At 55.8% G+C, this 17,556-nt stretch carries 17 protein-coding genes; all 17 read left to right on the forward strand.

What is annotated here, in order from left to right; genetic code table 11:
- Position 1 precedes the first annotated feature (1 nt).
- The 17 genes from Q675_RS24480 (at position 2) to Q675_RS24555 (ending at position 17,551) form a co-directional block, all read left to right on the forward strand.
- Entirely contained in the window at positions 2-1,189 is a 1,188-nt protein-coding gene (locus Q675_RS24480; RefSeq protein WP_200861831.1) for a glycosyltransferase family 4 protein, read from the forward strand.
- A 12-nt stretch (positions 1,190-1,201) separates the two neighbouring features.
- On the forward strand, positions 1,202-2,059 hold the full coding sequence (locus Q675_RS24485) for a sulfotransferase family protein (protein ID WP_031211141.1): 858 nt from the start codon (positions 1,202-1,204) through the stop codon (positions 2,057-2,059).
- Between the two features lie 46 nt (positions 2,060-2,105).
- Positions 2,106-2,681, forward strand: a complete 576-nt coding sequence (locus Q675_RS24490; RefSeq protein ID WP_031211143.1) for a sugar transferase — start codon at positions 2,106-2,108, stop codon at positions 2,679-2,681.
- Positions 2,682-2,701: 20 nt separating this feature from the next.
- The gene (locus Q675_RS24495; RefSeq protein WP_023010825.1) at positions 2,702-3,667 is read left to right on the forward strand and encodes a DHH family phosphoesterase; all 966 of its coding nucleotides are present in this window, start codon (positions 2,702-2,704) and stop codon (positions 3,665-3,667) included.
- A 108-nt stretch (positions 3,668-3,775) separates the two neighbouring features.
- Entirely contained in the window at positions 3,776-4,690 is a 915-nt protein-coding gene (cysD, locus tag Q675_RS24500; protein ID WP_023010826.1) for a sulfate adenylyltransferase subunit CysD, read from the forward strand.
- The gene (gene cysN / locus Q675_RS24505; RefSeq protein ID WP_023010827.1) at positions 4,690-6,102 is read left to right on the forward strand and encodes a sulfate adenylyltransferase subunit CysN; all 1,413 of its coding nucleotides are present in this window, start codon (positions 4,690-4,692) and stop codon (positions 6,100-6,102) included. Before cysD ends, cysN begins: the two co-directional genes overlap by 1 nt.
- Positions 6,099-6,698 carry an adenylyl-sulfate kinase gene (gene cysC / locus Q675_RS38615; RefSeq protein ID WP_023010828.1) on the forward strand — a complete coding sequence of 200 codons (600 nt, stop codon included), beginning with the start codon at positions 6,099-6,101 and terminating at the stop codon, positions 6,696-6,698. The genes cysN and cysC overlap by 4 nt, the downstream gene beginning before the upstream one ends.
- A 74-nt stretch (positions 6,699-6,772) precedes the next feature.
- Positions 6,773-8,539, forward strand: coding sequence for an SLC13 family permease (locus Q675_RS24515; protein WP_023010829.1), 1,767 nt, complete (start codon positions 6,773-6,775; stop codon positions 8,537-8,539).
- A 124-nt stretch (positions 8,540-8,663) separates the two neighbouring features.
- Positions 8,664-8,906 carry a DUF4160 domain-containing protein gene (locus tag Q675_RS24520; protein WP_023010830.1) on the forward strand — a complete coding sequence of 81 codons (243 nt, stop codon included), beginning with the start codon at positions 8,664-8,666 and terminating at the stop codon, positions 8,904-8,906.
- Positions 8,890-9,141 (forward strand): DUF2442 domain-containing protein, encoded by a 252-nt coding sequence (locus tag Q675_RS24525; RefSeq protein ID WP_023010831.1) that lies wholly within the window; start codon positions 8,890-8,892, stop codon positions 9,139-9,141. The genes Q675_RS24520 and Q675_RS24525 overlap by 17 nt, the downstream gene beginning before the upstream one ends.
- Positions 9,142-9,253: 112 nt before the next feature.
- Positions 9,254-9,430 carry a hypothetical protein gene (locus Q675_RS38215; protein ID WP_023010832.1) on the forward strand — a complete coding sequence of 59 codons (177 nt, stop codon included), beginning with the start codon at positions 9,254-9,256 and terminating at the stop codon, positions 9,428-9,430.
- Entirely contained in the window at positions 9,427-10,008 is a 582-nt protein-coding gene (locus Q675_RS24530; protein WP_023010833.1) for a hypothetical protein, read from the forward strand. The genes Q675_RS38215 and Q675_RS24530 overlap by 4 nt, the downstream gene beginning before the upstream one ends.
- A gap of 163 nt (positions 10,009-10,171) precedes the next feature.
- Positions 10,172-11,347, forward strand: a complete 1,176-nt coding sequence (locus Q675_RS24535) for a DegT/DnrJ/EryC1/StrS family aminotransferase (RefSeq protein ID WP_023010834.1) — start codon at positions 10,172-10,174, stop codon at positions 11,345-11,347.
- Positions 11,348-11,438: 91 nt separating this feature from the next.
- Positions 11,439-12,986 (forward strand): Fic family protein, encoded by a 1,548-nt coding sequence (locus Q675_RS24540; RefSeq protein WP_023010835.1) that lies wholly within the window; start codon positions 11,439-11,441, stop codon positions 12,984-12,986.
- A 55-nt stretch (positions 12,987-13,041) separates the two neighbouring features.
- A complete protein-coding gene (pgm, locus tag Q675_RS24545) occupies positions 13,042-14,619 on the forward strand; it encodes a phosphoglucomutase (alpha-D-glucose-1,6-bisphosphate-dependent) (protein WP_023010836.1) in 1,578 nt (525 codons plus the stop codon).
- 131 nt (positions 14,620-14,750) lie between these two features.
- Complete coding sequence (locus Q675_RS24550) at positions 14,751-16,748, forward strand: polysaccharide biosynthesis protein (protein WP_023010837.1); 1,998 nt, start codon at positions 14,751-14,753, stop codon at positions 16,746-16,748.
- Positions 16,749-16,972: 224 nt separating this feature from the next.
- A complete protein-coding gene (locus Q675_RS24555) occupies positions 16,973-17,551 on the forward strand; it encodes a DUF4040 domain-containing protein (RefSeq protein WP_152525357.1) in 579 nt (192 codons plus the stop codon).
- Positions 17,552-17,556: the final 5 nt, after the last annotated feature.

Below are 17,556 nucleotides of genomic sequence, written 5' to 3' on the forward strand. Positions count from 1 at the left end.
GTTGAAAGTTCTGGCAATACACCGCTACTACTGGCCGGATACGCCGCCCTATGCATCCATGCTTCGGGCTATCGTGAAGCAGTGGGTAAGCGATGGGCATGAGGTGGATGTGCTGTCTTCCCAGCCTTCCTATAAAGTGTGTGTTGAGAATAGACGGCAGCCTCGAAGAGAAAGCGTTGATGGTGCACAGGTTGTTCGAATGAGATTGCCTCCCGAATCTGGCAGGCCTGTGATTCGCATTCTGAACGCCCTGCGATTTGGAGTAGGGATATTCTGGCGAGCTGTCATCCGTAAGCGCTATGACGTCATTATGGTTTCTACCTCCCCACCAGTTTTGGGTGGCTGGTTCGCCGCGTTGGCCGCGAAGTTATCTGGCGCTCGCTTTATTTACCACTGCATGGATATACACCCCGAGATAGGTCGGATTTCCGGGGAGTTTAGCAACCCGAAGGTTTTTAACCTGCTTAGCAAACTGGACTCCTGGGCCTGTGCCCAGGCTAGACCTGTTGTGGTGCTGTCTCAAGATATGGCTGATAGCCTTACTGGCCGCAAATCCGGCACCATCCCTGATACTTTTGTAATCAATAACTTCAGCTTGCCATCAGACGTCGATGAAGTGGCTGAGTTGCCATTTGAATGGCCTAAAGCGAGATTTGTTTTAATCTTTGCTGGAAACATTGGTCGGTTTCAGGGGTTGGATGCTCTGATCGATGCAATGATTGCACTTAAGTCACGCTCAGATATTCACCTGTTAATGATGGGCGAGGGTGTGGAGAAGGATCGTCTGACTGAAAAGGCACGCCACGCGGGTGCGAATGTAACTTTTGTGGGGCATCAATCAGTACAGACCGCCAAAGCGGCTATGGCTCGGGCAGGTGCTGGCTTCGTCAGCCTCCTACCTGAGCTATATCGGTTTGCCTATCCCAGTAAAACCATGACCTATCTTGAGCAAGGGTGCCCGGTTTTGGTGGCTGTTGAACCTTCCAGCTGCCTTGCTCGTGATGTTGTTGAGAGTGGTTCTGGCCTGGCGGTTCCGGCGGGCGATGCTGATGCGCTTTCTGAGGCGCTGATCAAAATGGCTGAATCTCAGGAGCGTCTCTCCGAGATGAGGCAGCGCGCCCTTGATCTTTCTTCACAAGCTTTTGCGACTGACGTTGTATTGGCTCGTTGGTCTTCCGTTCTTAAATAATTGGATGTATGAATGAGTAATACGGATGTCATTATTGTTGGTGCGCCCCGCTCTGGCACAAATATGCTGAGAGATGTACTTACAGCTTTTGACGGTGTAGCTACCTGGCCTTGCGATGAGATTAACTACATCTGGCGCCATGGAAATGTTCGGTTTCCTTCCGATGAAATTCCCGAAGACCTGGCCACGCCAGCGGTTAAGAATTACATTCAGCAGCGTTTCCAGGAAATTCAGCAGAAGTATTCTGCAGACATTGTGGTTGAGAAAACCTGCGCTAATTCGCTGCGAGTTCCCTTCGTAGATGCGGTAGTGCCGGATGCAAAATATGTCTTTATTTACCGGGACGGTATTGACGCCACAGGCTCGGCTAAAGAGCGATGGACTGCGGAGTTGGACATTCCCTACATTCTGGAAAAGGTGCGCTTTGTGCCGAAGATGGATCTTCCGTATTACGCACTTCGTTATTTCTGGGCCAGGGTCTATCGGTTCATCTCACGGGAAAAGCGCCTGGCGTTCTGGGGGCCTGCGCTGGATGGCATGCAGGACATTCTTCAGAAACACTCGCTTAATGAAGTTTGCGCCTTGCAGTGGCAGCGATGTGTGGACAAGTCCGAGGAGGCATTTGCCCGAATGCCGGAAGGCAAGGTTGTCAGGGTTCGTTATGAAGACTTTGTTCGCAACCCGGTGACGGAGCTTTCCCGCATTCTGGCTTTTCTGGGTAAAGACGTTCCTCAAGAGCGTATCGAACGGGCCGTTGAGGGGGTGTCTCCCCGCAGCCTGGGTAAAGGCCGTAAAGCATTGGGCGAGCAGGAAGTAGCTAATCTGGAAGCGCTGGTTGGTGACACGCTGAGGCGCTATGACTACTTGTGAGAAACCTGTAGCTGAAGCAACGGGGCTGAAGCCCGCTCAGGCCGCGTTGAAGCGGGTATTCGATCTGGTTTTTGCGCTTCTTGGATTGGCTCTGGCGTGGTGGTTAATTGTGATTGCCTGGCTTGCAGCAAGTGTGGACACCCGCTCGAATGGTTTTTTCATTCAGAAACGGGTTGGGCGTAATAGTAAGATTTTTCGTGTGGTGAAGATCAAGACCATGCGCCCCGTTGAGGCTTTTGATACCACGGTCACCCGCCGGGGCGATCCTCGTATTACTGCGCTGGGGGCTTTCTTTCGCAAAACCAAGATTGATGAGCTGCCGCAACTTTGGAATGTGCTGCTGGGCGACATGAGTTTTGTCGGGCCGAGGCCAGATGTACCGGGGTTTGCAGACACGCTTCAAGGCGAAGAGCGGGCGATGCTATCCATCAGGCCTGGTATTACCGGGCCCGCGACTTTGAAATACCGAAACGAGGAAGAACTGCTGGCCGAGCAGGAAAACCCCGAGCTATTTAACCGGGAAGTCATCTGGCCAGACAAAGTAAAGGTCAATCTGGAATACATACGCGATTGGTCGCTACGGCGTGATATCCAATTCATCCTCGAAACAGTGTTTCACTAATTCCCTCCTATCGGAGCGTTATGCAAACCTACGATGTATTCAATGGCGATGCCGATGGCATCTGTGCCCTTATTCAACTGCGCCTGGCAGAACCTGCCGACACCACGCTGATCACCGGGGTTAAGCGCGATATTGCTCTGGCTGGGAAAGTACCGGCTGAATCGCCTGCCCGGGTAAACATTCTGGATATCAGCCTGGACAAAAACCGCGAAGCGGTGGATGAATTGCTGGCGGCGGGTGCTTCGGTATTTTATGTGGACCACCACTTCCCCGGGGAAACCCTGCCGGATGCGCCGGGCTTTACCGCGTTGATTGATACCCAGCCCACCACCTGCACCAGTTTGTTGGTGGACCAGCACTTGAATGGCCGCTTTCATAACTGGGCCATTGCTGCGGCCTTTGGGGATAACCTGAATACCGTGGGTGAAGACCTGGCGGCCAAGGCGGGGTTGAGTGCTGGGCAGACTGAGGCCCTGAAAAACCTGGGTGTGTGCATCAACTACAACGGCTACGGCGCAACGGTGGAGGATTTGCATTTTCACCCGGCTGATTTGTACCGGGCGTTTGTGAAGTTTGAAGACCCGCTGGATTTGATTGCGTCTGAGCCTGCTGCCTGGCAGAAGCTGCGGGATGGTTACGCTGACGATATGGCCAAAGGCGTAGAAGCCCCTGTGTTGAATGAAACGGCTACCTCCTTGGTGGTTAAGTTGCCCGATGAGGCTTGGGCCCGGCGGGTGAGTGGTGTGCTGGGTAATGAGCTGGCCAACTGCAACCCGGATAAGGCTTGTGCGATTGTGACGGAAAAGGCTGACGGCGGTTATCTGGTGAGTATTCGTGCACCGCTGAATAACCGTACCGGGGCCGATGAAGTGGCGCGGCAGTTTCCGACTGGCGGCGGGCGTAAGGCGGCAGCCGGGATTAATGATTTGCCGGCGGAGCAGTTGGCGTCGTTTTTGGACACGATGGCGGAATTCTGGAACAACTGATTTTTGCCACGGACGGCACGGACGAGCACGGACAAAGCAAAAGAACTTTTAGTATTTCGTCCGTGTTAGTCCGTGCCGTCCGTGGCTAGACAATAGAATGGAAGAGCAATGACCCTAACTCCCCCAAAGAAAACCCACCTCAAACAGCTTGAGGCGGAATCGATCCACATCATTCGTGAAGTGGCCGCCGAGTTTGATAACCCGGTAATGCTGTACTCCATCGGCAAAGACTCTGCCGTGATGCTGCACCTGGCCATGAAGGCCTTTGCCCCCGGCAAGCCGCCGTTTCCGCTGATGCATGTAGACACCACCTGGAAGTTCAGAGAGATGATCACCTTCCGGGACAAAATGGCCGAAAAGCTGGGTATGAAGCTGATTGTTCATACCAACCAGGAAGGCGTGGAGCAGGGTATAGGGCCGTTTACTCATGGCAGTGCCAAGCACACCGATGTAATGAAAACCCAGGCGCTGAAACAGGCGCTGGACAAGTACGGTTTTGATGCGGCCTTTGGCGGCGCGCGCCGGGATGAGGAGAAGTCCCGTGCCAAGGAGCGGGTGTATTCCTTCCGCGACAAGTTCCACCGCTGGGATCCGAAAAACCAGCGCCCGGAGCTGTGGAACCTGTATAACGGCAAGGTGAACAAGGGCGAAAGTATTCGCGTGTTCCCGCTCTCCAACTGGACTGAGCTGGATATCTGGCAGTACATCTATCTGGAGAATATCGACATTGTTCCCCTGTACTACGCAGCCGAGCGCCCGGTGGTGGAGCGCGACGGCACACTGATCATGGTGGACGACGACCGCATGCCGCTGGAGCCGGGCGAGACGCCAGAAATGAAAATGGTGCGCTTCCGTACCCTGGGCTGTTACCCGTTGACCGGCGCGGTGGAGTCTGAGGCGGCGACCTTGCCGGACATCATTCAGGAAATGCTGCTAACCACCACCTCTGAACGCCAGGGCCGGGTGATTGACCACGACGGTGCAGCATCCATGGAGCAGAAGAAGCGGCAGGGGTATTTCTAATGTCGCACGCATCGGTTTTGATTGAAAAAGACATCCTCGCGTACCTGGATCAGCAGGAGAACAAAGACCTGCTGCGGTTTTTAACCTGTGGCAGTGTGGACGATGGCAAATCGACGTTGATTGGCCGGCTGTTGTTTGATTCCAAACTGATTTTTGAAGACCACCTGGCGGCGCTGCACAAAGATAACGAACGCCAGGGCAACGCCGGCGAAGCGTTGGACCTGGCCCTGTTGGTCGACGGCCTGGCTTCCGAGCGGGAGCAGGGTATTACCATTGACGTGGCTTATCGTTACTTCAGCACTGACAAGCGCAAATTCATCATCGCCGACTGCCCGGGCCACGAGCAGTACACACGCAACATGGCCACGGGCGCCTCTACCTGTGACCTGGCGGTGGTAATGATTGACGCCCGTAAAGGCGTGCTCACCCAGTCACGCCGGCACAGCTTTATTGTCAGCTTGCTGGGCTTGAAGCACATTGTAGTGGCCATCAACAAGATGGACCTGGTGGAATTCAGTGAAGAGCGGTTCAACGAAATTCGCACTGAATACCAGAAGCTGGCGGACCAGCTGGGGCTTCAGGATGTCTATTATGTGCCTATTTCGGCCCTGAACGGCGACAACGTGGTGAACCGCAGCGAACAGACGCCTTGGTACACCGGCGAAACGCTGATGACCATTCTGGAACAGGTTGAGCTGCGTAAAGACCAAAACGTGGAAGATTTCCGTTTTCCGGTTCAGTTTGTAAACCGCCCGAACCTGGATTTCCGCGGGTATTGCGGCACCGTAGCCAGTGGTGTGGTGCACAAGGGCGATGAGTTGGCGGTGCTACCGTCTGGCAAGGCGTCCCGTGTGAAGGGTATCCACACTTATGAAGGCGAAATTCCCCGGGCCTGGCCGGGGGATGCGGTAACCATCACCTTGGAAGACGAAATCGACATTTCCCGGGGCGACCTGCTGGTACACGCCAACCAGAAACCGGCAATGGGCCAGCGGTTTGCTGCCCACGTGGTTTGGATGAATGAGAAGGCGTTGGTACCTGGCCGTGAATACGGCATCAAGATCGGCACCAAAGTAACTGGCTGCTTCGTGAACAAGGTGTTGGAAGAGGTGGATGTGAACACCTTGGCGCGTAATACCAGTGTAGCCGGTGGCCTGGAATTGAATGCCATTGGCCTGTGCGATGTGGAACTATCTGAGCCTGTGGTGGTTGAAGATTACCAGGCGCACCCGGGCACCGGCGCCTTCATCCTGATTGACCGCCTGACGAACGTGACGGTGGCTGCAGGAATGGTGGCGCAGGCATTGGATGGGGCTGGTGAGGTACCCCAACGTGAATACACTGAAGCCGAGCGGAACCTGAACCGGTTTATCCGCGAGAATTATCCGGAATGGGGCTGTAAAGCGGTATGAGCAACATAGTCTGGCACGATCATAAAGTTACCCGCGCTGAGCGCTCCGCCAACAAAAACCAGAAGCCCTGCCTGCTCTGGTTCACCGGCCTGAGCGGCAGCGGAAAATCCACCATCGCCAACGCCCTGGACGTCGCTCTGCACGAACGCGGCTACCACACCTTCCTGCTGGACGGTGACAACGTTCGCCACGGCCTGTGCAGCGATTTGGGCTTTTCCGACGACGACCGGGTAGAAAACATCCGCCGGGTAGGTGAAGTGTGCAAACTCTTCGCCGACGCGGGCTTGATTGTCATGAGCGCCTTCATTTCCCCCTTCACCAGCGAACGCCGCATGGTGCGCAAGCTGTTCCCGGCCGGCGAGTTCATTGAAGTGTTTATGGATACGCCAATGGATACCTGTGAAGAGCGCGACCCCAAGGGCCTCTACAAAAAAGCTCGCGCCGGCGAAATCAAGCACTTTACCGGCATCGACTCGCCCTACGAAATACCCTCGCACCCGGAAATCCGCCTGAATACTTCCCGAAACACGGTTGACGAGTGCGTGAACTCCCTCATCGACTATCTGTTAGAGCGCAAATTAATCGCAAGCAGATAATGGGGTCAGACCTCAGTACATTTGGCACCTCGAAATGTCTTGGGGTCTGACCCCAAATTGGAGTAGCTGAACGCATGGAATGGCAGGGTATTTTTACGCTGATGATGCTGGCGGGGGTATTGGGTACCCTCGCGCTGACGCGTATTTCTGCAGATTTGGTGCTGATGTCTGCACTGGCTCTGTTATTGGTTTTCGGGGTGTTGGGGCCGGTGGATGCCTTGGCTGGCTTTGCAAACCCAGGGGTGATTACCATTGCTACCTTGTATGTGGTGGCGGCTGGGTTGAAGGAGACCGGGGCGGTGCAGTGGATTGCCCGGTTGTTGCTGGGCCACCCAAAAACACAGCGGGCCGCGCAGTTGCGAATGATTGCACCCACGGGCGTGCTGAGTGGCTTTATGAACAATACGGCCGTAGTGGCCATGTTTATTCCCGCCATTCAGGACTGGGCACAGCGCCTGGGCATTCCGGCTTCCAAGTTATTGTTGCCGCTAAGCTACGCCGCCATTCTGGGCGGTACCTGCACATTGATTGGGACCAGCACCAACCTGGTGGTTGATGGCATGCTTCAGAGCCGGTTGGGGATTAATCTGGGCCTGTTCGAGTTAGCCTGGGTGGGTGTTCCTCTGCTGCTGATTGGCGGGACATTTTTGATTCTGGTAGGGCACAGGCTGCTGCCTGACCGGGGCGGTTTGAGTGAAGAGCTCGACCAGGTGCGTGAGTATGGAGTGGAGGTTGAGGTGGAGAGCCCCGGCCCGTTGGTTGGCAAAACCATTGCTCAGGCCGGTCTGCGAGCCCTGACATACGGCTACCTGACAGAAATCGACCGCGGTGGTCGGCTGATTACCGCCGTGGAGCCGGACCGTACCTTGCAGCCGGGGGATAAGCTCTACTTCGTTGGTGCACCGGAATGCGCCAGTGAGTTGCGCCGGATTCAGGGCTTGAAGCCTGCCAATGGCAGTGTCCATAAGCTGGAGATGGAAAACCATCAGCGCTGCCTGGTTGAGGTGGTGCTGGGGCCTGAATTCCCGGCATTGAATAAAACCATTCGGGATAGCCGGTTTCGGACACGTTTTAATGCGGTGATTCTGTCTGTATCCCGTGAGGGCAAGCGAGTGCCTGGTAAGCTGGGTGATATCACGTTCCGCATGGGGGACACGTTGCTGCTGGAGGCCAGCCATCAGTTTGTAGAACAGTATCGTTTCCGTCGAGATTTTTTGCTGGTGAGCGCGCTTAACGACTCGACCCCGCCTGATTTCGGCAGGGCCCCGCGAGCGCTGGGTATTCTGGCCGTGATGGTGCTGCTCAGCGCGTCTGGGCTGTTGTCGATTCTGGAGGCTGCCTTCTTGGCTTCAGGCGCGATGATTGTCAGTGGTTGCCTGACCGCCAGCCGCGCCCGCCGCAGCGTGGATTTACCGGTGTTGGTGGTGATTGCGTCTTCTTTTGCACTCGGCAATGCGATGACGGAAACCGGGGCTGCGCAGTGGGTTGCTGGCGGCTTGCTGGGGTTTGGGCCGTTAACGCCTTGGTTGGCGCTGGCTTTGGTATACGTGTTGACGGCAGTATTTACGGAAGTCATCACCAATAATGCTGCTGCGGTATTGATGTTTCCGATTGCACTGGCGGTGTCTGAGCAGTTGGGAGTGAATTTTTTGCCCTTTGCAGTGGCGGTGATGTTTGCGGCCTCGGCTTCGTTTATCACGCCGTTGGGGTATCAGACTAATCTGATGGTGTATGGCCCGGGGCGTTATCGGTTTACGGATTATGTTCGGATTGGTACGCCGTTGTCGGTGTTGGTGGGGGCTGTGGCGATTGGGTTGATACCGTTGGTTTGGGGGTTTTGAGTCTAGGAAGTAGTGGTAGGTTGTGTTGAAAGGCGGTAAACCGGGGGCTGCCGTCTAGGGATACAGTGATGAGTATCCGTGGCCAGGAAAGTAAATTCAACAAACTCCAGGGAGGGAGATGTAAGTGCCAGTAGTTTTCAGGTATCGAGGATTCAAGTTCTTTTTCTACTCTAACGAAGGCGATCCTTTGGAGCCGGCCCATATTCATGTGCGTTCCGGAGGAAAAGAGGCCAAGTTCTGGCTTGCTCCGGATCTATCTCTTGCAAGGAATGACGGTTTTGATGCCCGCACTATTCGGGTACTGTTAGAGGTGGTAGAGGCAAATCAGAAGCTTTTGGAGGATGCGTGGCATGACTATTTCGCCTGAGAACGTCTGGTTTGATGAGGATAACCTTTGGGTGTTGTTGTCTGATGGCCGAACTGTTGGTGCGCCTCTGGCGTGGTTTCCCCGTTTGTTGAACGCTGATAGTGCCAGCCGCGAAGACTTTGAGCTGAGTGTCCATGGTATTCACTGGGATGCTCTGGATGAAGACATCAGTGTGCAGGGGCTGTTGGCTGGGCTGGGGGATCAGACTCACCCAAAGCGTGAGAGTGTGGCTTAGTTTGTCAGGTTAACCCGGTAATCGCTGGCAGAAGCTTGGGCAATGCCTGTGCTCAGATCTCTGGCGAAATAGTATATACTATTGCGAAGGCGAATCTTTTGGAGGTTGCTGTATGCAAACGGTGGCAAAGCCAGATGAACAAAACCGGCGCAAGGCCGTTGTTCTGACGGATGAAATGATTCAGTACGCAGAAGAGCTGAAATCAGACAAGCAAAGGGCCAGGGCTTTCTTGAAGAAAGCTGGCTTGTTGAACAAAAAGGGTAAACTGGCGAAGGAATATGCTGCTTGACAGGAAGTTATAAGCTCTCGCCCTTGATCGGATTTCATGGGTGTGAAAGGGATGTCGCTGAGAGGGTTTTTGCTGGAGAGACTCATCTTAACTCTAGCGAGAATGATTATGACTGGCTTGGGTCTGGCATTTATTTCTGGGTAGATAGTTATGAGCGAGCTATCGACTGGGCGCGCTCTAGCAAAAAAATTAAAGATCCTTATGTGGTCGGGGCTTTCATTGATCCCGGTTACTGCCTGAATTTGACGGATTTTGGCGTTAATGACGAGCTAAAGCGAGCCTTCTCCCTCTTGAAGAGCACGTTTGATTGTGCCGGGGAGTCGCTGCCAAAGAACTCTACTTCTCACCACAACACCTTGATGGTTCGGCGCTTGGACTGCGCGGTAATCAATTACTTGCACCAGCTTCGGGATGAGCAAGACCTCTCTGCGTTCAATACGGTTTACGGTGTTTTTGAAGAGGGGGACTCTCTATTCGAGGGCTCCGCCTTGAAAGAGCGGACCCATGTGCAGATTGCCGTGCGAACGCCGGCTTCAATTTTGGGTTATTTTCGTCCTCAGCAATTATCGAATTATTAGTTAATGCTGTTATACCCGATGGCTAGAATTTTCCGCTGATAAGGTATTTGGCTTCTGCGGCGACGATCTCAAATCTTTTAGTGCGACAATCTCGCAGGTTAGCACCACCGCTATCCCCGCTTTCAATCACATTCTATTTCTCGAAACAACAAACAGAGTAACCATGCTGAACGGACCTTTTTCACCCTGGCCTTCGTTTTCAGAAGAAGAGGCCAATGCAGTGCGCGATGTGCTTCTCTCCAATAAAGTGAATTATTGGACAGGCCAGGAGTGTCGCGAGTTTGAGCGGGAGTTTGCGGAGTTTGCGGATTCTGAATACGCCATCGCCCTGGCCAACGGTACCGTGGCGCTGGATTTGGCGTTGAAAGCGCTGGGTATTGGTGAGGGCGATGAGGTGGTGGTTACGCCGCGCACCTTCCTGGCGTCTGCCTCCAGTATTGTGACCGCCGGTGCGGTGCCGGTGTTTGCGGATGTGTGCCCGGATTCCCAGAACATTACGCCGGACACCGTGCGCCAGGTGATTACCCCCCGTACCCGCGCCATTGTGTGCGTGCACTTGGCCGGCTGGCCTTGCGACATGGACGGCTTTATGGCGCTGGCGGAGGAGTTTGGGCTATACGTTATTGAGGATTGCGCCCAGGCCCATGGTGCCCGTTATAAGGGGCGATCGGTTGGCTCTATTGGCCATGTGGGCTGTTGGTCATTCTGCCAGGACAAGATCATGACCACCGGCGGCGAGGGTGGCATGGTGACCACCAACGATAAGGCCCTGTGGTCGAAGATGTGGTCTTACAAGGACCACGGCAAAAGCTGGGAAGCCGTGTACGAGCGCGACCACGAGCCCGGGTTCCGCTGGCTGCACGAGAGCTTTGGCACCAACTGGCGGATGATGGAAATGCAGGCCGCCATTGGCCGCATCCAGCTGCAGCGCATGCCGGACTGGACCACCAGCCGGCAGAGCAACGCCAAGGCCATCTGGGACTGCGCCCGCGAACTGCCAGGCCTGCGGGTGCCCGAGGTGCCGGCGGATGTGGAGCATGGGGCTTATAAGTGTTATGTGTTTGTGGAGCCCGAGCAGCTGAAGCCGGGCTGGAACAGGGACCGAATCCTGAATGCTATTGTGGATGCCGGCGTGCCGTGTTTTTCCGGCTCCTGCTCGGAGGTTTACCTGGAGAAGGCGTTTGATGGCACCGGCTGGCGCCCGGAGCCCGGACTGCCCGTGGCGCGAGAGCTGGGGGAGACGAGTTTGATGTTCCTGGTGCACCCTACGTTGACGGAGGGGGAGATTGGGAAGACTTGTGAGGTTTTGGCTTCGGTGATGGGCGAGGCTGGGGGTTAAGGACTATGTTTTCAATCGCTGCTAGAATCGTTTTTATCCAATAACTGGAATTTTTAATCGTTTTTGCGGCGGGATAATCATTTTGAGCACGATGAGCGGCGATGAAATCGGCTATGCCTGGCTAGCGGCACGCTACAAGGTGCGGGCAGTCCAGCCGTTGCCTGTGGAGAGCCGTATCGGGCGCAGGCGCCAGACCCACCAACAGGCCGGCCGCCGCGTGGAATATTATACAGAGGCGATGCGCCCGCAAGCGTCGCTGGGAGCCCACCTCACGTTCGCGTTGAAACATGAAGGGGTGGCACTGGAGTTACTGGCGAGGCTGTTTGCGGTAGTACCGGCAGAGGCCCTTGCTGAATGGATTGGCTCTGAACCTACTGGCCAGTATGCCCGGCGTGCCGGGTTTCTCTACGAGTGGCTGACCGGTAATACCCTGGCAGTTGAGGGTGTTGGCGGAAACTATCGTGACGTTCTGGACCCCGGGCTTTACGTTACGGCGGCCACCGGGGTGCGTCGCAACCGCCGTTGGCGGATTAATGATAATCTGCCGGGGACGCCCGACTTCTGCCCTCTTGTTCGTCGCACAACATCATTACTGGAAGCCAGCCAATACGCAATCGCGGACAGGCTCGCGGCGATGGAAGTTGAGTTCGGGCCCGATATTATTCGCCGCAGCGCGGTGTGGCTGACCATTAAAGAGAGTCGTGCCAGTTTTGTGATCGAGCACGAAGGGCAGCATCAGGACCGCATACGCCGGTTCGCTTCCGCAATGGAGCAGTACTGCGGCCGGCTGGAGTCTCCCCTTGACGAGCGCGCCCTGAGTGAATTTCAATTGGCTATCCTGGGCACCACTACGATCCGGACGGGCCTGCGGCAGTCTCCGGTTTTTGTGGGGAGTAATTCGATCGATTACGGCGCGATCGTGCATTACGTTTGCCCCCACTGGGAGTGGTTGCCTGGCATGCTGGAGGGGTTGCAGCGTTTTCTGGCACGAACTGATGCGGAGGATGCCGTGGTGCGAGCTGCCGTGGCAAGTTTCGGGTTTGTTTTTATTCATCCGCTGGCGGATGGCAATGGGCGAATCTCCCGTTTTTTGGTGAATGATACTCTCCGCCGCGACGGCGTGGTGCCTGAACCCTTCATTTTGCCTGTCTCAGCGGCGATAACGTCGTCAGCGGTAAGGCGCGCCGAGTATGACCGAATTCTTGAGCGCTACTCTGGGCCGTTGATGGCTGCTTTCCGTGATTCGGTGAGTTTCAGTCGCCAACGCATGGCTTATGCAGATGGCATTGAATCGGACTTTGTTTTTGATGCCTATGACGAGGCAGCACCATTCTGGCGCTATCCGGACTTAACGGAACAGGCGGAATATCTGTTCGCGATCATTCGCCATACTCTGGAGCACGAGATGCACCATCAGGCCGCCGTTCAGAGGGCTTGGTATCGCACCCGGGAGGCGATCAAGGATTGGGTGGAAGGCCCTGATGATCACATCGATCGGATAATCCGGGCGATACGCCAGCATGGCCGGGTTAGTGGCAAATTGATGAGGGAGTTTCCGGTGCTGTCGCAGGCTGGCCTTGCATCTGAATTAGAGCGGGTAGTGGCTGAGGGGTTTGCTGATCTGCCGCATGTGCCGTGATGTTGGTGGTGCTGATTGAAGGATTTCGTGGCAAAAAAAGGAACCTCATTCCGAAATGAACAAAGTACTGTCAGCCTACAAAGAACACACCCCCAATCCCTGGAACCCAGCTGAGCGAGTCACTTTCGGCACGTCGGGCCACCGGGGCACGTCGTTAAACCGCAGCTTCAACCGCTACCACATCCTGGCGATTGCCCAGGCGGTGGTGGACTGGCGGAACAAGCAGGGCATTGCCGGGCCAATGTACGTAGGCAAAGACACCCATGGCCTGTCTGGCCCGGCGATGGATTCGGTGTTGGAGGTGTTGGCGGGTAACAGTGTGGTTACCCGGGTGGATGCTACCGGGGGCTTTACACCTACGCCGCTGGTTTCCCACGCGATTCTGGTGCACAACGCCGGTAAGCCGGCGGCGCTGGCGGATGGCTTGATTATTACGCCGTCTCACAATCCCCCGGAAGATGGCGGGATTAAGTACAACGGCCCGGACGGCGGCCCGGCGGGTACGGATGCCACGGGCTGGATTGAGCAGCGGGCCAATGAGCTGCTGGAAGCCGGACTGGCGGGCGTGAAAACCTCTCCCCGCCGGCAGGCGGTGGTGGCGGCGGAGCCCTGGGACTTTGTGCAAGAATACGTGCAGCGTCTGGGGCAGGTGGTGGATATGGACGCCATTGCCAGCAGCGGCCTGAAACTGGGCGTAGACCCCTTGGGCGGCGCGGCCCTGGCGGTTTGGGATGCGGTGGCGGCGCACTATGGCCTGGATCTGGAAGTGGTGAATCGCAACCAGGACCCGGATTTCGCCTTCATGCCCCCGGACCACGACGGCAAGATCCGTATGGATTGCTCCAGCACTGCCGCCATGGCCAACCTGCTGACCATCAAAGACCGCTTTGACCTGGCCTTTGGTAATGATCCGGACGCCGACCGCCACGGCATTGTCGACGCCGCCGGCCTGATGAACCCGAACCATTACCTGGCGGTGTGCATCGATTACCTGCTCAGCCACCGGCCGCAGTGGGGCGCCGGGCTGAAAGTGGGTAAAACCCTGGTGTCGTCGTCTATAATTGACCGTGTGGTAGCCGGGCAGGGCCGGGAGCTGTACGAGGTGCCCGTGGGCTTCAAATGGTTCGTGGAAGGCCTGCACACCGGCGATCTGGTGTTCGGGGGCGAAGAAAGTGCCGGGGCGAGTTTTTTGACCTTTGATGGCAAGCCATGGAGCACCGACAAAGACGGCATTATTTTGTGCCTGCTGGCGGCGGAGATTCGCGCCAGGACCGGGAAACTGCCCAGTGAATACTACGCAGAGCTGACGGAGAAATACGGCGCGCCGGTATACCGCCGTAAAGACTTCCCCGCCACGGCGGAGCAGAAGCAAAAGCTGAAAACCCTGAAGCCGGAGGACTTGCCCTTTGCCGAACTGGCCGGGGGCCCGATAGTGGAGGCCATGACGGTTGCGCCGGGCAATGGTGCGGCGATTGGCGGGCTGAAAGTGACAACCCGCAATGGCTGGTTTGCGGCGCGGCCCAGCGGGACGGAAGACCTTTGTAAGATCTATGGAGAGAGTTTTGTGGGGGCGGGGCACTTGGAGCGGATTTTGGTGGAGGCTGAGACTTTGCTGGGCACCGAAGGGGTCTGACCCTACGGGTCAGACTCCCTGACCTTCTCCCAAAGTTTGACAAAGCTTAACAGCCTCCCCACTCCCCGCTAACGCCAAAAACTGTCACAATCCCGAAGGAACAATTTTCCAGCAATAACCAGGATGCATGCATGTTCAAGGAACGTTTGATTCGCCTTAGCCACGCCCAGAAGCGTTCGCTTCAGATTGTTGCTGATGTGTTGTTGATCTGGCTGGCCCTTTATCTGGCGCTGTATCTGCGGCTGGGTGGTGAGGGTTGGGTGTGGCCACAGGGTAATCAGCCGTGGCTATTTGTGCTGGCGCCTATGCTGGCGTTGCCTATTTATGTGGTAACCGGAATGTACCGGGCGGTAATGCGGCATTTTGGTGGGCAGGCGCTGTTTATGATCTTCAAGGCGGTGACGCTGGGCTTTCTCGCCCTGAGCATATTTGTGGTTGCCGTACATGCTACGGACTGGAACCTTCTGTTTCCCCGTTCTTCGATGATTTCGTACTGGTGGCTGAGCCTGTTGTTGATTGGCGGTTTGCGGCTGGCTGCCCGGCAGTATTTTATGGGCGATTGGTTGTTGGGTCGCGCCAGGATTGTTGGTGGTGCGCAAACGAACGCTGAAGGTGGTCTGCCCATTGCCATATACGGCGCGGGTGCGGCGGGTAACCAGCTGCTGGCGTCTTTGTGGGTGGGGCGGCTGTACCGGCCGCTGGCGTTTATTGATGACGACCCGAGCCTGGTGGGTCGCAGCATTGCCGGGTTGCCGGTTTATTCTTCCCGCCAGCTGCCGACAATGCTAAATAAAACTGGCGTGAAGGAAGTGTTCATGGCCATTCCTTCGGCCACCCGGGCCAAGCGGCAGGAAATTCTGAACAACCTGACCCGCTTCCCCGTTCATGTTCGCTCCATTCCCGGCATTATGGATATTGCCAGCGGCAAGGTGAAGGTCGATGACCTGCAGGAAGTAGACGTGGCCGACCTGCTGGGGCGGGACCCGGTGCCGCCGGTGGATGACCTGTTTGGCCGCTGCATTGAAAACCAGGTGGTGATGGTAACCGGCGCGGGCGGCTCGATTGGTAGCGAGCTGTGCCGGCAGATTGTGAACAACGGGCCAAAGGTTCTGGTGCTTTATGAGCACAATGAGTACGGCCTGTATGCGATTCATACCGAGCTGGAAGGCTGGGTGAAATCCCAGAAGCTGGATGTGCAGCTGGTGCCGATTCTGGGCTCTATCCGCAACGGCTCGCGCCTGCGGGATATTATGAGCGTGTGGGGTGTGGATACCGTTTACCACGCCGCGGCCTACAAGCACGTGCCCATGGTAGAGCACAATGTGGCCGAGGGCATTCTGAATAACGTGTTTGGCACCCTGAAAGTGGCCCAGGCGGCAATTATTTGCAACGTGCCCAACTGCGTGCTGATTTCCACCGACAAAGCCGTACGCCCCACCAACGTAATGGGCGCCACCAAGCGCCTGGCGGAGATGGTGTTGCAGGCTCTGAGCGCCGAGCAGGCGCCCAAGCTGCTGGGTGACGATGCCGCCGTCAGCCGGGTAAACCGTACCCGTTTTACCATGGTGCGCTTTGGTAATGTGCTGGGCTCGTCTGGCTCGGTGATTCCGCTGTTCCGCGAACAAATCCGCCGCGGCGGTCCGGTAACGGTGACCCACAAAGACATTACCCGCTTTTTCATGACCATTCCCGAAGCGGCCCAGCTGGTGATTCAGGCCGGTTCTATGGGCCAGGGTGGTGATGTGTTTGTACTGGATATGGGCGAGCCAGTACGAATTGTAGAACTGGCCCGCCAGATGATCATGCTCTCCGGCCTTACCGTTCGTGATGAGGCCAACCCAAACGGCGATATTGGCATTGCTTTCAGTGGCCTTCGCCCTGGCGAAAAGCTGTATGAGGAACTGCTGATAGGGGATAACCCGGAAGCCACCCCCCACCCCAAAATCCACCGCGCGAACGAAGATTTCGTGTCCTGGCCCGAACTGCGCGCCACTCTGTTGGCCCTGGAAGACGCCGTAGAATCCGATGCTTATGAGGATGTGCGGGAGTTGTTGTTGAGTACGGTGCAGGGGTATGAGCCGAGTAATGGGATTGTGGATTTGATTTGGGAGAAGAGGCAGTTTGGTTAGCCGCCTCTGTTCGCAAAAATATCCCGTTCCTGGCCTATCGTTACTAAAATACACATCTATAAGTAGCCTTAATGAGCAACTGCGCTTGCCTCTGCAGGCTGGGTGCGTAGAATTGCGGCGATTCATTTAATCGGCCTGTTAGGCTGAGTCTATTGTGAAAATTAAAGCTATTGCCAAAAGGCACTGGGCGCGGGTCGGTGGGGCGGTAGCGTGGAAAACAAGTTATGACAGGGAAACCGATGAGCGAAAACAACCAGCAACTTCAGCAGCCGTACTATGATGGTGAAACCAGTTTGGTTGATCTGGCTACCGTTTTTGTTAAACGCCGGCGAGTGTTTTATGGGGTTTTCGGGCTGATTGTTGCCCTGGGGTTGGTTTATGCGCTGGTTATTGCGCCAGATGTGCGGGAGTACACCAGTATCGTCCAGTTAGCCGAGGAGGATCGCGAAACATTGAGCTCCCCTGCAGAGATCGTATCGATCATTAATAACAACTGGTATCCGGTTCTGCAAAGTAACTACCAGCAAACGAATGAGGAAGAATTACCGTTTAAAGTGGCGGTAAGTAATCCGGAAGAAACGTCGTTGATTCGGATTGGCTCAGAGGTTGCTGATAAGGACGAAGAGCTTGTTGAGGCGTCGCATCGGTTCATCGTAGATCAGCTGGTCGAGCATCAGGCTGCTAGAGTTGAGGCGCGTAAGGCTGATATGCAGCAAAAGCTATCCGCTGCGAGGGAGCGGGTTGATGAGCTGCAATCAAGAAACTTTACGCCGGAAGCTGAGGCTAACCCGGATTTCTCATGACGGGA

Origin of the sequence: Marinobacter sp. EN3 (assembly GCF_000475315.1) — a bacterium.
GTDB classification, from domain to species: Bacteria; Pseudomonadota; Gammaproteobacteria; order Pseudomonadales; family Oleiphilaceae; genus Marinobacter; species Marinobacter nauticus.

Coding starts and splice junctions, on each gene's coding strand:
- Q675_RS24485 (WP_031211141.1), top strand. CDS start 1,202: ATGAGTAATACGGATGTCATTATTGTTGGTGCGCCCCGCTCTGGCACA.
- Q675_RS38215 (WP_023010832.1), top strand. CDS start 9,254: ATGCAAACGGTGGCAAAGCCAGATGAACAAAACCGGCGCAAGGCCGTT.
- Q675_RS24535 (WP_023010834.1), top strand. CDS start 10,172: ATGCTGAACGGACCTTTTTCACCCTGGCCTTCGTTTTCAGAAGAAGAG.
- Q675_RS24540 (WP_023010835.1), top strand. CDS start 11,439: ATGAGCGGCGATGAAATCGGCTATGCCTGGCTAGCGGCACGCTACAAG.
- Q675_RS24555 (WP_152525357.1), top strand. CDS start 16,973: ATGACAGGGAAACCGATGAGCGAAAACAACCAGCAACTTCAGCAGCCG.
- Q675_RS24525 (WP_023010831.1), top strand. CDS start 8,890: ATGACTATTTCGCCTGAGAACGTCTGGTTTGATGAGGATAACCTTTGG.
- cysD (WP_023010826.1), top strand. CDS start 3,776: ATGACCCTAACTCCCCCAAAGAAAACCCACCTCAAACAGCTTGAGGCG.
- cysN (WP_023010827.1), top strand. CDS start 4,690: ATGTCGCACGCATCGGTTTTGATTGAAAAAGACATCCTCGCGTACCTG.
- Q675_RS24550 (WP_023010837.1), top strand. CDS start 14,751: ATGTTCAAGGAACGTTTGATTCGCCTTAGCCACGCCCAGAAGCGTTCG.
- Q675_RS24515 (WP_023010829.1), top strand. CDS start 6,773: ATGGAATGGCAGGGTATTTTTACGCTGATGATGCTGGCGGGGGTATTG.
- Q675_RS24495 (WP_023010825.1), top strand. CDS start 2,702: ATGCAAACCTACGATGTATTCAATGGCGATGCCGATGGCATCTGTGCC.
- pgm (WP_023010836.1), top strand. CDS start 13,042: ATGAACAAAGTACTGTCAGCCTACAAAGAACACACCCCCAATCCCTGG.
- cysC (WP_023010828.1), top strand. CDS start 6,099: ATGAGCAACATAGTCTGGCACGATCATAAAGTTACCCGCGCTGAGCGC.